Raw genomic sequence first — 13,573 nt, 5'->3', positions numbered from 1 at the left:
AAATTCACCCGAAATTTTTCAATTGGTAAAAAAAGATCGACAATCCGAAAAACCGGCGAAATGCCGGTTTTTTGGTCTTTTCGATCAAATTTTGACCCTTCAGGCCCCGATCGGGCACGTGACGCCCGTGCCTTTGAGACCGCAATAGCCGCGTGGGTTCTTGGCCAGATACTGTTGGTGTTCGGCCTCGGCGAAATAGAAGGCACCGGCCGTGCCGATCTCGGTCGTCACCTTGCCGGTATGTCCTGAATTGCTCAACGCCGCCTGGAACAGATCGCGCGCCGCCTTTGCCTCAGCCAGTTGCGCATCATCATAGACGTAGATCGCCGACCGGTAGGTGGTGCCGATATCATTGCCCTGACGCATGCCCTGGGTCGGATCATGCTCCTCGAAAAAGACCTTGAGGATATCGGCAAAAGCCACCGTCGAGGGATCGTAGACCACCAGCACCACTTCCGTATGGCCTGTGAGCCCCGTCGTGGTTTCCTGGTAGGTGGGGTTCCTGGTATAGCCACCGGCATAGCCGACGGCCGTCACGTAAACGCCGGGGATCTGCCAGAGCAGGCGCTCCGCGCCCCAGAAGCACCCCATGCCAAGCGCAACCTCCTTGTAACCCTCCGGATAAGGCCCCTTCAGGGCACGTCCGTTGACGAAATGCGTCACCGATGTCGGCATTGCGGTCTCCCGCCCCGGAAGGGCCGTCTGCGCATCCGGCATCGCCGTCTTCTTATTGAACATGTCGATCAGGAACATGGCTGTCTCCTTTTCACTCTTGTTGTTCTTGCGGCCGGTCATTGCGCCGGCACCATCAAATCTTAAATCTGCCGCATCCCGCAGGCGTTCAGGCAGCAAACCGTCCGGCCGCCGCCGGCCGCCTATAGGCAAGCATCCAGAGCAGGAACGCGCCCCCGAGCAGGACCGCAAAGGCCGGCTGGAGAAGCAGCCAGCGCGAAGCGACGCTCCACGGCATCGGATCGGCCTGCAGCTTTTCCAGGGACTGGATGGTGTCCGAGGCATCCGGCCCGACCGATGCCAGTGCAACACCCAGCGGGGTCAGCACGACGTCGGATGCAGAAACGGACTGGATCGCATCCACCGATGCAACCAGCACCCCGGTGACCAGCAATAGAAAACTCAAGACCCTCAGCAGGAAACGCATGACATCTTCACTCCGCCGCGTCCTGCGGTCACCGTTTGAACCGCCGCGCGCCCTCGTCACGACAAGAAATAGGCACACCATGCAGCAAGTGCAATGCGCACCGCGCGCGGTCACTCTCACAAGAACGCAAATAACTGTCAGAATTCAGTTGATCCGCGGGAATTGATCGGTATATATCGCGCCGGTCCGCTGGTTTCTACCATGCGACACAGAACGGGCTGCCACTGGCCGCCCGAACATTCCGAAGAAAGCCCGCAGCTTTGCTTCAAATCCCCCGGCCAACCACCGGCGGATCGATAAAACGGACAGGTGGCCGAGTGGTTTAAGGCGCACGCCTGGAAAGTGTGTGTGCGTGAGAGCGTACCGCGGGTTCGAATCCCGCCCTGTCCGCCATTCTCTTTTCCAAGAGATTGATCTTCCGGTTCCCCCCAAGACTGCGCGCTGTCCGGCCCTATGCCCGAAAAACGCCGATCGTTCGGCAAGCCCGTCAATCGGTGTCGGGTATCCCGAAATGATCAAGGATGATCTTGACGTTGCGGCGGTGCGATTTGAAGTAGACGTCGAACAGGTCGCCCAGGAGCGGAACGCTGCCGACCAGGCCGTCAAGCGCGACGTTGGAGACCATGCGCGTCAGCTTGTGTGAGGGCACGCCCAGCCTGCGGGCCTCGTTGACGATATACAGCCCGACGAGTGCGCCTCCGGCGTCGCCAACAACCGGCAGCAACCCGACGATCGAATCTGCCCCGAACCGGATGCTCGTCCCCGGCACGCGGATGGCGGTGTCCATCATCCGGGCGAGAAGACGCAGACGCCGCAGCCTGTTCAGATCGATATCATCAAGGGGACTGAAAATCTCTTCGCGGTTCATGCAAACTCCTTTGGGTCAGAGCCAGCAATGGTCCCGGCGCCGGAAAGTTCCCGATCTCTTCGTCTGATGCTGTCATGGGCTGTGGCATTGATCCCGTGGGACCGGGGTTCGATCTTGATGGCGGTATCGCCGACAAAGACGATCACGAAGCCTCCCGACGGGGCGGCGCTTGAAGCCCATTGCGCCAGTTGCTCGCGATAGGGCGTCTGCCGGTGGGCTTCCGGATAGGCTGGGTCGACAAGCACGGTAATCTGCGGCCCCTGGCTATAGACCATCATATGCGCGCGGGACGGTTCCCATTCGGCGGTCATCGCGCCATCCGTCATCCAGGCACAATGAAAATCGGCGCAGAGCTGCGGCCGATCGAGGTATATCAGGCATCTGCTTTCGGGAGCACAATGGCGGCAGACGGTATTGGCCGGTTTCTCCAGCGCATCGATATCGGGCAGGATGCAGCACAGCGAGCAGCTGTCGCAGGACCGCCCGGCCACGATAGCGCTCATTCGTGTCTCCCTTCCCTGTTTCTTCCTGGGCTTTCTCGCTTAGCACACCCCCAGTACGCAAGGCAGTGCCAGACAGGTGGTGGGCGAGTGACGCAAGGGTTGCGCCTTGCCTTCGCTGTGTCTTAGCGTGCGTCTCGCGGCAAAGCAAAAGCGCGGCGCAGGAAGCCGGCATGCCGATGCTATCTGAGATTGGTACCCGGCCCTCAAAGCAGTCCGTCAGTTCGGCTTTGCACGAACTTCGACACGGTTTTCGACAAGATGAACGCCGATCACGGATGCAGCCGCATCCTCTATGCAGCCCAACTCGGCCTCGCAGGACACATAGCCGGTCAGGACGACCATCCGATCCAACGCATAGACGGAAAGCTCTGATGTATCCACAAGCGCGACGTAGCGTATGTAGCGCAGGACCTTTTGCGCGAGATCATCGCCGGAGAGATGCGGATCGTCATCCGTATGGGAAAAACCCTGAATATTCGGAACCATGACGCCACTCCCTTGCCTGTATGGAGTGAACGCACCCTAAGACCGAATGTTCCGTTTCCAGACAGGGCGCGGACCTTTAGTGCGGCGGCCTGACATGGATGAGCGCTTCGACCGCCGCTGCGATGAAATCCTGACGCGCGTAATCTGCCGGCTGCTTGCCGTTGAGCACGTAGCTGCACATCCGGATAGCGGCCTTGTAGGCTTTCCCGTCATGCACCGGCCAACGATCAAGCAGGCATTCCGCGGCTTCGCGGGTGTTGTGAATGAAGCTGTACTTGCCGATCCCGTCGAGCTCCAGCGCTACGGGCTCCTGCCACCATTTCTCGTTCAACGCAGGCGCCTCCCATCGCAGCAACGCTGCAACACCCATGAATCTGCTGCATGATCTGACCGGTTTACGGAAACCACACGGACGAACAATCGCATGCAATGCTTGTGCGAAGACTGCGAGGCTGTCGGAATTTGGCCGTAAACCGGGGCCGTTTCGACCACATTTGGTTAAAAATTTATTTACGTGATTACGCTAGAAACAGGTCTGAAAGTCGCTGAATTGTATCTGAACGCTGCACTCAGCAGGCGTTCAGCAACATTGAATAAGATGAAAGCCGAACGAGGAGACCCTCGTTGGCCGTATCGAGGAAAAATCCATGAAAGCTCTTGCCGTTCTGCTCTCCACCGTCTTCATGAGTTCGGTTGCCTATGCCGATGATATCTCGCTCGGAATTCCCGGCTATGGTGGCAGTGGTTGCCCGTCGAACAGTGTTTCCGCTACGCTCAGCCCCGATGCCAAGGCACTCAGCCTGCTGTTCGACGAGTATATCGTCCAGGCCGGCGGCGAGACGGGCAAGTCCTTCGACCGCAAGACCTGCAATGTCGCCATTCCCGTGCATGTGCCGCAGGGGCGTAGCGTCTCGGTCCTGGCCGTCGATTATCGCGGCTTCAACCAGCTGCCGCGCGGCGCCCGCTCGCAGTTCAATGTCGAGTATTTCTTTGCCGGCGCCCGCGGCCCGACATTCATACAGAGCTTTACCGGTCCAAAGGAGAAGGATTACCTGATCTCCAACAAGCTGGTCGCCGACGCGCTCGTCTGGTCTCCCTGCGGCACCGACGTCAACCTGCGCACGAATTCCAGCATCCGGGTCAACACCACGCGCGGCCAGGAGGCCATGGCGACGGTCGATACCCAGGACGTCAAGGCAGCCATCGTCTATCGCCTGCAGTGGCGTACCTGCCGGTAATTCCACCCGAAAATGCAGGCGGCACTGCCCGCCGCCTGCCGCCTTGAGGAGAGTGTCTTGCGTCTTCCTGTTCCCCTTGCCGCCGGTCTTGTCCTGACCGTTTTTCCGCTTGGCTTTTCACCCGCACAGGCAGCCGATGGCTGTGCGCCCGGGACGTCGAGTACAGTGACATCGCCGGATGGCAATGCGACAAGCGTTCTCTTCGACGACTTCTCCGTCGGCGCTGGCGGCACGGCGGGCATCGCACGCGCAACCACGACCTGCAATCTCAGCATCGCCGTGACACAGCCAAAGGGATACAGCGTGTTCGCGGTCGATTATCGCGGCTTCGTGACCGTTGAAAACGGGCAGACAGCGACAATCACCAGCGGCAAACCGGGTGAACAGAAAACCATCCGCACCAACATTGACGGCGCGACACAGGAAGACTTCCAGACCGGGGAGCAGATTGGCAGCTTTGGTTCGGACACGGTGCAGCTCGGCGTGACGATTATCGCCGAAGGTCCGATCAACGAGACGGATTTTGCAGCCGGCCTCTTCCTCGATACCATCGACTTCGCCCGGATCGGCTTCACCACCATTGATTCGGTTACGGCCTCGCTTGATCAACTGGCCAACCAGAGACAGGCGGTCGCAATCGACCTCATGGATACCGCACAACTGATGCTCGGCGGTTACCAGAGCATCCAGGGCGAGACCAGCCTTTCGCTGTTTGGCAGTTCGAATGGGCCCGCTGCCGGCTTCAACGGGCGCTGGGAGGCTGGCAACGGCTTCACTCTGCTTGGTGGCGCCGCTCTTTCGGCGTCCGGAAATACAGATATCGATCGCGACAGCGCGCTGCTGATGGCCGGGGGCGTACGTTACCTTTCTCCCGAGAGCGGTTTGCCGCTGCGGGCCTTTGGCGAAATCGGCGCCTGGGGTTCACCCGACATGGCAATCCGCTTCAGCCGCTCCTATTTCGACACTGGCCGGATGGTATCCTCCACCGGGACGGACGAGGGCACGCTGTTCAGCACCTATGGCCGCATCGGTGCCATTTACGCGCCTGACAACGCCAACGAACTGGCCCTATCGGCTCGCTATACACGCAGCTGGCTTGATCTTGACGGCTATAGCGAGGCGGCCTCGAGAGCCAATCTGTTTGCAGCGACCGTGGCCGGGCAGCGCACCATCACGGACACAGTGGCCGCCGAGATCGGCTGGACGCACGATACCGGCGGCAAGCTGGATTATACGCTGTCGGCAGCGCTCGGCCGCACATTCGGCACAAGCGCTGGCGCCCGTGCCGACATCGCCTGGGTCGGTTCGATCGACGGCCGCTCGCAGGACCGGGACTTCGCCGCGATTGGCGGACGGCTCGGATGGAAATTCGACGAACGCTGGAAGGTCGACGCTACGCTCTCGGCCACATTTCGCGAGGGCGACAAGCCGAAACTGGATATCGGTGGCCAGCTGAAAGCCTCGTTCTAAACGCAGGCGCTGGCGACCACGTTTGCGAAGTATCCGGGAAAGACATGGGGCACGTCGGCAACGCGCAAGCCTGCCGCTCGCCATGCGGAAAGGGAAGCCGCATTGTCCGATCCGGAACCGATTGCCGTCATCCTGCGCTTGCCGCGCGTGATCGAAGGGGGTTAAGCCGGTAGGACCTGCTTTTTACGGAAACCTGCCTGATGTCCGATGTCTTTCTCAATGTCGTACCGATCTTCATCCTCATTCTGGTTGGATGGCTGATCGTGCGGTGCCATTACCTGCAAGCCTCGGTCGGTGATGCGCTTGGCGATTTCGTCTTCCGGGTTGCGGTCCCGGTGCTGCTGTTTCGCACGATTGCCGAGGCCGATTTCCGCGATGGATCGCCCTGGCCGCTCTGGGCCGCCTATTTTTCCGGCGTCGCCATCACCTGGACGCTGGGTCATCTCGCAGCGACGCTGTTTTTCGACAGGGATGCGCGGATCGGGGTTCTCGCCGGCGTTTCCTCCGCCTTTGCCAATACCGTCTTCATCGGTCTTCCCCTGGTTTCCCGCACGCTCGGCGAAGAGGGCATCGTCGCGATCTCGATCCTCCTCTCCGTCCATCTGCCGGTGATGATGATCGCCGGCACGATCCTGATGGAGCGGGCCGAGCGCAAGGTCAGCGGCAGACCCGGCCAGAGCCCGCTGACCCTTCTGAGGGGCATCGGGCGCAACCTCGTGCGCAATCCGCTGGTCATTGGCCTTGCCTGCGGGGCAGCGGCGCATCTGACTGGCGTGCCGCTCGGCGGTCCGATCAAAATCGTCGTCGACCAGATCGCCGGTGTCGCAGCACCGGCCGCACTCATCTCGATCGGCATGGCGCTCGACAAGTATGGCCTTTCCGGAAACATCGGCATGGCGTCCGTCACCAGCCTGCTGAAGCTCGTTGTTTTCCCGGCTACGGTCTACGGCGCCTGCCACGTGCTCGGCCTCAACCAGACTTGGACGGCTGCCCTGGTGCTAACCTCGGCCGTGCCGACCGGCGTCAATGCCTGGCTGATCGCCAACCACTTCAATGTCGGGCACGGTCTCGCCTCCTCGACCATTACGCTGACCACGGCACTCGGCGTCCTGTCGGTCTCCGCCTGGGCCTACATCCTTCTGTAACCGGGCGGCCTTGTTTCCGCTTCGCGAGACGATCAGCCAGCAATCCTAAAAAGCAAAAAGCCCGGCGTAGACCGGGCTTCGTTTTAGCGGAGTGAACGTTTAGGCCGATCAGTTCGCCGGCGCCGTTGTTTCTGCAGCCGGCTTCTCGCCTTCCGCTGCAGGCGTCATGGCATCGCCTGCTACGGCAGGCGATGCCGCATCGCCCTCTGCAGCAGGCGTTGCGGCATCGCCTTCGGCGGCAGGCGCCGCAGCGGCCATGGCCTCTGGCAGCGGTGACGGTGTGTCAGACTGTTCGCGCAGATAGGCGATCAGATTGGCGCGCTCATCCGGCTTCTTCACACCGGCAAAGCCCATTGCGGTGCCTGGGACATGTTTCTTCGGCGCCTCGATAAAGTAGCTCAGGTGATCATAGGACCAGGTCTTGTTGGCCTCGGCAAAGGTCTTCATGCCAGCCGAATAGGAAAATCCTTCATGCGCGGCGATCGCGTGGTCGACAATGCCCCAGAGACCCGGGCCGACCTTATTGGGCCCGCCCTTCTCGATGCTATGACAGCTCGCACATTTCTTGAAGACGTTGGCACCGGCGGTGGCGTCGGCAGAGGCAAGAAGCGGCTTGATATCGACTTCGGCAACTTCAGCGGCGCCGCCGGCCTCGGACGCGCCCTCTTCAGCGATGATCGCGAAACCTTCCTTCTCGGGAACTTCCGAGTGGAACACGCCTTCCGATGCGATCGATACGGACATCAGCACGAAGACCGTACCAAGAAAGGCACCCACACCCATGTTCACATACGAGTTCATCTGCAAACGCTCCCCTTGCGGCTGGCACAAACATACACCGGCCCATCTTGAAATCGCGCGGAACCTATGTCTTTTGGCTCTGCGTTGCAACAAAGATTATCCACGCCGGACTGAGACCTTTTGACACTTTTCCGGCGCGTTTTGAAGGCCAAAGCATGAATCACGATATTTTGGGTCAAACCCTCATTCTCATTCCGGCACGCATGGCATCGGCCCGCCTGCCCGGCAAGCCGCTTGCCGATATTTGCGGCTTGCCGATGATCGTGCAAGTGGCGCTGCGGGCGAAGGATGCGAATGTTGGCCGTATTGTTGTCGCCGTCGATCATCAGGACACGTTCGACGCGGTGACAACGTCGGGTTTCGAAGCCGTCATGACCCGCATGGATCATCAATCCGGCTCCGACAGGATCTACGAGGCGCTGACGAAGAGCGACCCGGACGGCAAGGTGCAAACTATCATCAACGTGCAGGGTGACCTGCCGACCATCGAGCCGCAGACGATCCGGGCCGCGTTGCGCCCGCTGGAGGATCCTGCAGTCGACATCGCCACCCTGACCGTCGAGATCGAGGACGAGGACGAAAAGCGCAACCCGAACGTCGTGAAGGTCGTCGGCTCACCCATCTCGGCCAGCCGTATGCGCGCGCTCTACTTCACACGGACGACGGCGCCGCACGGCCCCGGGCCGCTGTATCACCACATCGGGCTCTACGCCTATCGCCGCAAGGCGCTGGAACGCTTTGTCTCGCTGCCGCCATCGGCCCTTGAACGACGCGAATCGCTGGAACAACTGCGGGCGCTCGAAGCCGGCATGCGCATCGATGTCGAGATCGTCCAGTCCATTCCGCTCGGCGTCGATACGCCGGCCGACCTCGAGAAGGCACGCCGCCTTCTTTCCGCAAAAGCCTGATCGGACCACGCAATGCATACCAAGACAAACCGGATTTCCTTTCAGGGCGACTACGGCGCCAATTCCGACATGGCCTGCCGCGACATGTTCCCGGACATGGAACCGTTGCCCTGCCAGACCTTCGAGGATGCCTTCCTCGCTGTGGAAAACGGCGAAGCCGATCTGGCGATGATCCCGATCGAGAACACGATTGCCGGTCGTGTCGCCGACATCCATCACCTCCTGCCGGAATCGCGCCTGCATATCGTCGGCGAGTATTTCATGCCGATCCGCTTCCAGCTGATGGTGCTGCCGGGCGTTTCGCGTGACGAGATCCGCACCGTGCACAGCCACATCCATGCGCTTGGCCAATGCCGCAAGATCGTCCGCGCCAATGGCTGGAAACCGGTCGTTGCCGGCGATACGGCCGGCGCTGCCAAACTGGTGCAGGAACTGGGCGATCGCTCGATGGCAGCGCTTGCGCCGCGTCTTGCCGCCGACCTCTATGGCCTCGACATCATCGCCGAGAACGTCGAGGACACGGAAAGCAACGTCACGCGGTTCGTCGTCCTGTCGCTCGAGGAGCAGCCTATCGACCGATCGACATCAGAAGAGGTGATTGTCACCACCTTCGTCTTCAATGTCCGCAATATTCCGGCCGCGCTCTACAAGGCACTCGGCGGCTTCGCCACCAACGGCATCAACATGACAAAGCTCGAAAGCTACCAGCTCGGCGGCAAGTTCATTGCAACGCAGTTTTATGCCGACATCGAGGGTCATCCGTCCGACGCGAATGTTGCCCGGGCGCTGGAGGAATTGAAATTCTTCTCGGAACAGGTTCGTGTTCTCGGCACCTATGCCGCCCATCCCATGCGCAGGACGCTTTAAGGTCGATGCCGCTTTTATGGGCATTTTAGGGAAGCGTTAATCTTTGCGGCGCTTCTGTGCCGAAATGCGGCCCCAGGGACTGAAACAGAAGGATTCCGGCGCGATCATGTCCACTGCTCCGCGTCCGGCGCATGCCTAATCTGCAATCATTGCGCTACTTATTTTTTGTGCAAATGCGTATCTTCTTTTCAACCGAACAAGGAGAGACACCATGAACATTCGTCAGAAGCTCGTACAGTATGCAGTCAATCGCCGCGCCGTTCGCGAACTGAGCCGCCTCAGCGACCACACCCTCAGCGACCTCGGCATTTCGCGCTCCGAAATCAACAGCGCCGTCTACGGCCGCTGATCCCAAAACGCTGCCCTCCAGTCAGCGATGCTCGCGATCATTTCCGCCATTGCACAGGCGGAGATCGCCCGAAAGGGCAAACCAGACAGCCAGTCTAATCCGGCCCAAAGAACCTGATCGTTTCCAAGGAAACAGAGACACGCGCTGATCGGAAATGTCCGCCATTAACCGATATCAACGCGCCAATCCCTCAGCCAGCTTTCAAGACGGCATGTCCCAGTCGAGCCAGTCGCGCATCAGCTGGTGGGCGATCGCCCCCTTGGGCGGCGATACCTGTTCGCCCGGATCCTGCGAGACGCCGGTGTTGCGGGCCAGCATGGCGGCCGTCTCGTCGCGCGTGAACCAGCGGCAATCCTCCAGCTCCCGATCATCACAGTGGATATCGCGTGACTTCGCCTCGGCGAAACATCCGATCATCAGCGTGTGCGGCATCGGCCAGGGCTGCGAGGCGTGATAGCGCACGCGGCCGATGCGGATACCGGATTCCTCCTGGGTTTCGCGGCGCACGGCGTGCTCGATCGTTTCTCCTGGCTCCAGGAAGCCGGCGAGACAGGAATACATGCCTTCGGGAAAATGCGGGCTGCGGCCGAGCAGGCAGAGGTCGCGCTCCAGATCGATCGTCAACATGATGACCACAGGGTCAGTGCGCGGAAACACCATGTGTTCGCAGGCGGTGCAGACCCGACGATAGCCGCCGGCCTTTCCTTCCATGACCGAGCCACACTTGCCGCAGAAGCGGTTTGTCGCGTTCCAGGTGAGGAGGCTGGAAGCCTGCGCGAACTGGCCCAGCACGGCGTCGGGCAGCATCTGCTGGCGATAGAGCGTGCGGCCATCGGCGAGTTTGAAGGGAGCGGGCAGGGTTTCTTCGGTAAGACCGATCGGTACGGCAAGACGCGGCTCGCCGTTCGGCAGGAAACCGAGCAGGATGGCATCGTCCAGCTGCGGTTCGAGACCGGCCAGCTCATAGGGCGCAAACAGTGGGTCGATGATCTTTTCGTCGTGTTTGACGACCAGCCTGCCGCCTGAAAAGGCAAAGACATGCGCGCCCTCCACCTTGAACGCAGCCTCGACGCAATCCTCGGCACGATGTTCGGACTGTCGATCCAGAGGGTTTTCGGCAAAGGCGACGAGCGTGCTCGGTTCGGGATGCGGGCTGCGCAGGTCGAAGATCGATTTCGTCATGTTCAGATGTTTTCCAGTATCTGTGCGGCCAATTTCTCGCGGTCCGCCGTCTGCCATGGCTCCGCCGTTCCATATCCCCAGACCGGACCCGGCCAGTTGGCATCGCCCTCGTTGCGGGCGATGACGTGGACATGAAGCTGGCGGACGATGTTGCCCAGCGCACCGATGTTGATCTTGGTCGCACCGGTGACCTTTTTCAATGCCGTTGCGACGAGGTTGGTCTCGAAGGAGAGCATGACCTGATCGAGAGGCGTCAGGTCGAAAACTTCCGATATGCCGTCGCGCTGGGGGACCAGCACCAGCCAAGGCCAGCGGCGATCATTCAGCAGCCGCAACTGGCACAGGCCGATCGGTGCGACCAGGAGGCTGTCGCGGGCGAGACGTTCGTCGAGATCAAAGGCAGGCAAGAAGTTCTCCCGTAGCGGCACTGCGATGTGCCGAGCAGTATTCTCGTTGTTTTGGAAACCGATAGCAGTTTTTTGAAGGCTTGGCTTGCATTTGGTTTCGATATTGCCGATATGAAGAGCGGGAGGTTGGTGGTGGACGAGCCACTCGCCAACCGGGTCAGGTCCGGAAGGAAGCAGCCCCAACGAGCCAGGCACGGGTCATCGTGCCAGCCTCCCACCCTTTTCCTTCTGTCCTTTCTGGACACGACTTGAAGCCGAGCGGCCCCATACCGGGGAAAAAAAGGGCGATGAGCGAAGATATCCTGATCCCACCCGCCGAAAAGCCTGCCGCCTACCGAGTGCTGGCGCGCAAGTATCGCCCGAAGGATTTCTCCGATCTCATGGTCGGCCAGGAGCCGATGGTGCGCACGCTCACCAACGCCTTCGAGACCGGCCGCATCGCCCAGGCCTATATGCTGACCGGCGTGCGCGGCGTCGGCAAGACGACGACCGCCCGCATCCTTGCACGCGCGCTGAACTACAAGACCGCCGAAATCGACAAGCCGACCATCGACCTGCGCATCCCCGGCGAGCATTGCCAGGCGATCATGGAAGGACGCCATGTCGACGTGATCGAGATGGACGCTGCCTCGCATACCGGCATTGACGATATCAGAGAGATCATCGAGCAGGTGCGCTACCGCCCTGTTTCGGCACGCTATAAAGTCTACATTATCGACGAAGTGCATATGCTCTCGACCCAGGCCTTCAACGGCCTGTTGAAGACGCTCGAAGAGCCGCCGGAGCATGTGAAGTTCATCTTCGCCACGACCGAAATCCGAAAAGTACCGATCACCGTCCTGTCGCGCTGCCAGCGCTTCGACCTGCGCCGCATCGGCGCATCCGATCTTGTCGGCCTGTTTACCACCATTCTCGGCAAGGAAGGCATTTCCGCCGATCCCGATGCCATGGCGATGATTGCGCGCGCGGCTGAAGGTTCGGCGCGCGATGGCCTCTCATTGCTCGATCAGGCCATCGCCCATGGCGGCGGCGTGGTCGAAGTCGAGGCCGTGCGCTCCATGCTTGGGCTTGCGGACCGGGCCCGGATCGTCGATCTCTTCCAGCACATCGTCACGGGCGACGTTGCTGCAGCGCTGCAGGAATTTGGCGGCCAGTACGAGGCCGGCGCCAGCCCCGCCGTGGTGCTGACAGACCTTGCCGATTTCACCCATCTCGTCACCCGGCTCAAATACGTCCCGGATGCAAGCGGCGACCAGTCCCTGAGCGAGATCGAACGCATTCGCGGGGCGGAATTCGCCGGCAGCATTGCGGTGACCACGCTGTCGCGCATCTGGCAGATGCTGCTTAAGGGCATTCCGGAGACCGAAAGCTCGTCGCGGCCGGCAGGGGCTGCGGAGATGGTCATCATCCGGCTTGCACATGCGGCACACCTGCCCTCGCCCGAAGATGCAGCGCGCCGGCTTCTGGAGCTTTCCGGCGCAGAGCCGCAAAGGCAACCGCCTGCGCCGAATGGCGCAAGTAGCGGCCATTCGCCGACAGCCTCGGGCAACACCCCGGCTCAGGCACGTCCGATCGACACCCAGCCTGCCCAGCGCGTGACCGGAAACGGCGCGACCATGCTGCGAGCAGTTCCTGATATCGTCGAACAGCCGGCGGCAATTTTGGGAAAGACCGAAGCCAGACCGGTTGAAGCGCCGATCGTCAGGCTCGAGCCGAAGGTTCCGATCCGCTCGGTGAGCGATATCGCCGACCTCTGCGCCACCAATCGCGATATTCGGCTGAAGACACTGGTGCGGGGCTTCGTGCGCCTCGTCAGCATCGAGCCCGGACGGCTGCAAATCAACCTGCCGGACGATGCGCCGAAAACGCTGGTCGGAGATCTGCAGAAAAAACTCGACGAATGGACCGGCACCCGCTGGATGGTCATCCTCAGCCGCGAGCCAGGCCAGCAGACGCTGATCGAGGCGGAAACGCAGGCGCAGGAACGGCGCGTCAGCGATGCCCGGCAGGACCCGGATGTCGCCGCCATTCTGGCCCGGTTTCCCGGCGCCAAGATCACCGACGTTCGCATCAAGGGGCCGGAGCCCGAATCGGAGCTGGCCCCCGTGGCCCTTTCCGTGGCGGAATCCGACGAAGGCGACATCCTTCCCGGCGACGACATCGAGCACTAAGTTAATCCCTATCGAGACA

The 13,573-nt window shown here is 61.0% G+C and carries 16 protein-coding genes, 1 tRNA gene and 1 other RNA gene; 9 read left to right on the top strand and 9 right to left on the bottom strand.

Annotated elements, in window-relative coordinates:
- Positions 1-99 precede the first annotated feature (99 nt).
- The gene (gene msrA, locus AX760_RS17620) at positions 100-753 is read right to left on the bottom strand and encodes a peptide-methionine (S)-S-oxide reductase MsrA (RefSeq protein WP_071834303.1); all 654 of its coding nucleotides are present in this window, start codon (positions 751-753) and stop codon (positions 100-102) included.
- Between the two features lie 88 nt (positions 754-841).
- Complete coding sequence (locus AX760_RS17615) at positions 842-1,159, bottom strand: hypothetical protein (protein ID WP_071834298.1); 318 nt, start codon at positions 1,157-1,159, stop codon at positions 842-844.
- Between the two features lie 303 nt (positions 1,160-1,462).
- Between AX760_RS17615 and AX760_RS17610 the strand changes: the two genes are divergently transcribed.
- A tRNA-Ser gene (locus AX760_RS17610) sits at positions 1,463-1,552 on the top strand.
- A gap of 94 nt (positions 1,553-1,646) precedes the next feature.
- Here AX760_RS17610 and AX760_RS17605 read toward each other — a convergent pair.
- From AX760_RS17605 to AX760_RS17590, 4 genes are all read right to left on the bottom strand, one after another.
- On the bottom strand, positions 1,647-2,027 hold the full coding sequence (locus AX760_RS17605; RefSeq protein ID WP_071834297.1) for a DUF4112 domain-containing protein: 381 nt from the start codon (positions 2,025-2,027) through the stop codon (positions 1,647-1,649).
- A complete protein-coding gene (locus AX760_RS17600; RefSeq protein WP_071834296.1) occupies positions 2,024-2,530 on the bottom strand; it encodes a hypothetical protein in 507 nt (168 codons plus the stop codon). Before AX760_RS17600 ends, AX760_RS17605 begins: the two co-directional genes overlap by 4 nt.
- A 216-nt stretch (positions 2,531-2,746) precedes the next feature.
- Positions 2,747-3,016, bottom strand: coding sequence for a BON domain-containing protein (locus AX760_RS17595; protein WP_071834295.1), 270 nt, complete (start codon positions 3,014-3,016; stop codon positions 2,747-2,749).
- Between the two features lie 76 nt (positions 3,017-3,092).
- Positions 3,093-3,386: a DUF982 domain-containing protein gene (locus tag AX760_RS17590; protein WP_087149294.1), complete on the bottom strand. Its 294-nt coding sequence runs from the start codon at positions 3,384-3,386 to the stop codon at positions 3,093-3,095.
- 277 nt (positions 3,387-3,663) lie between these two features.
- Between AX760_RS17590 and AX760_RS17585 the strand changes: the two genes are divergently transcribed.
- The 3 genes from AX760_RS17585 (at position 3,664) to AX760_RS17575 (ending at position 6,869) form a co-directional block, all read left to right on the top strand.
- Entirely contained in the window at positions 3,664-4,254 is a 591-nt protein-coding gene (locus tag AX760_RS17585) for a DUF4360 domain-containing protein (protein WP_210187269.1), read from the top strand.
- Positions 4,255-4,311: 57 nt separating this feature from the next.
- Positions 4,312-5,724 (top strand): DUF4360 domain-containing protein, encoded by a 1,413-nt coding sequence (locus tag AX760_RS17580; protein WP_071834292.1) that lies wholly within the window; start codon positions 4,312-4,314, stop codon positions 5,722-5,724.
- A gap of 200 nt (positions 5,725-5,924) precedes the next feature.
- Positions 5,925-6,869, top strand: a complete 945-nt coding sequence (locus AX760_RS17575) for an AEC family transporter (protein ID WP_071834291.1) — start codon at positions 5,925-5,927, stop codon at positions 6,867-6,869.
- A 108-nt stretch (positions 6,870-6,977) separates the two neighbouring features.
- Here the strand turns inward: AX760_RS17575 and AX760_RS17570 are convergent, their stop codons facing one another.
- Positions 6,978-7,670, bottom strand: coding sequence for a c-type cytochrome (locus AX760_RS17570; RefSeq protein ID WP_071834290.1), 693 nt, complete (start codon positions 7,668-7,670; stop codon positions 6,978-6,980).
- Positions 7,671-7,825: 155 nt separating this feature from the next.
- On the opposite strand from AX760_RS17570, the gene AX760_RS17565 reads away from it, so the two are divergent.
- The 3 genes from AX760_RS17565 (at position 7,826) to AX760_RS17555 (ending at position 9,794) form a co-directional block, all read left to right on the top strand.
- Positions 7,826-8,578 (top strand): 3-deoxy-manno-octulosonate cytidylyltransferase, encoded by a 753-nt coding sequence (locus AX760_RS17565; RefSeq protein ID WP_071834302.1) that lies wholly within the window; start codon positions 7,826-7,828, stop codon positions 8,576-8,578.
- 12 nt (positions 8,579-8,590) lie between these two features.
- Complete coding sequence (locus tag AX760_RS17560; RefSeq protein WP_071834289.1) at positions 8,591-9,445, top strand: prephenate dehydratase; 855 nt, start codon at positions 8,591-8,593, stop codon at positions 9,443-9,445.
- Between the two features lie 211 nt (positions 9,446-9,656).
- Positions 9,657-9,794, top strand: a complete 138-nt coding sequence (locus AX760_RS17555; RefSeq protein ID WP_071834288.1) for a DUF1127 domain-containing protein — start codon at positions 9,657-9,659, stop codon at positions 9,792-9,794.
- A gap of 201 nt (positions 9,795-9,995) precedes the next feature.
- Here AX760_RS17555 and nudC read toward each other — a convergent pair whose 3' ends face one another.
- Positions 9,996-10,976 (bottom strand): NAD(+) diphosphatase, encoded by a 981-nt coding sequence (nudC, locus tag AX760_RS17550; protein ID WP_071834287.1) that lies wholly within the window; start codon positions 10,974-10,976, stop codon positions 9,996-9,998.
- A 2-nt stretch (positions 10,977-10,978) separates the two neighbouring features.
- Positions 10,979-11,383, bottom strand: a complete 405-nt coding sequence (locus AX760_RS17545) for an HIT domain-containing protein (RefSeq protein WP_083531225.1) — start codon at positions 11,381-11,383, stop codon at positions 10,979-10,981.
- Positions 11,384-11,504: 121 nt separating this feature from the next.
- Here AX760_RS17545 and ffs point away from each other — a divergent pair.
- Both ffs and AX760_RS17535 read left to right on the top strand, forming a co-directional pair.
- Positions 11,505-11,601, top strand: an RNA gene (gene ffs / locus AX760_RS17540) — signal recognition particle sRNA small type.
- 69 nt (positions 11,602-11,670) lie between these two features.
- The gene (locus AX760_RS17535; protein WP_071834285.1) at positions 11,671-13,554 is read left to right on the top strand and encodes a DNA polymerase III subunit gamma/tau; all 1,884 of its coding nucleotides are present in this window, start codon (positions 11,671-11,673) and stop codon (positions 13,552-13,554) included.
- The last annotated feature ends 19 nt before the right edge of the window (positions 13,555-13,573 follow it).

It is taken from the genome of Pararhizobium antarcticum, assembly GCF_001885585.1.
Lineage (GTDB): Bacteria > Pseudomonadota > Alphaproteobacteria > Rhizobiales > Rhizobiaceae > Pararhizobium > Pararhizobium antarcticum.
Note: the sequence above shows the minus strand (reverse complement) of the source record. Positions and strands in the feature narration are given on the sequence as shown.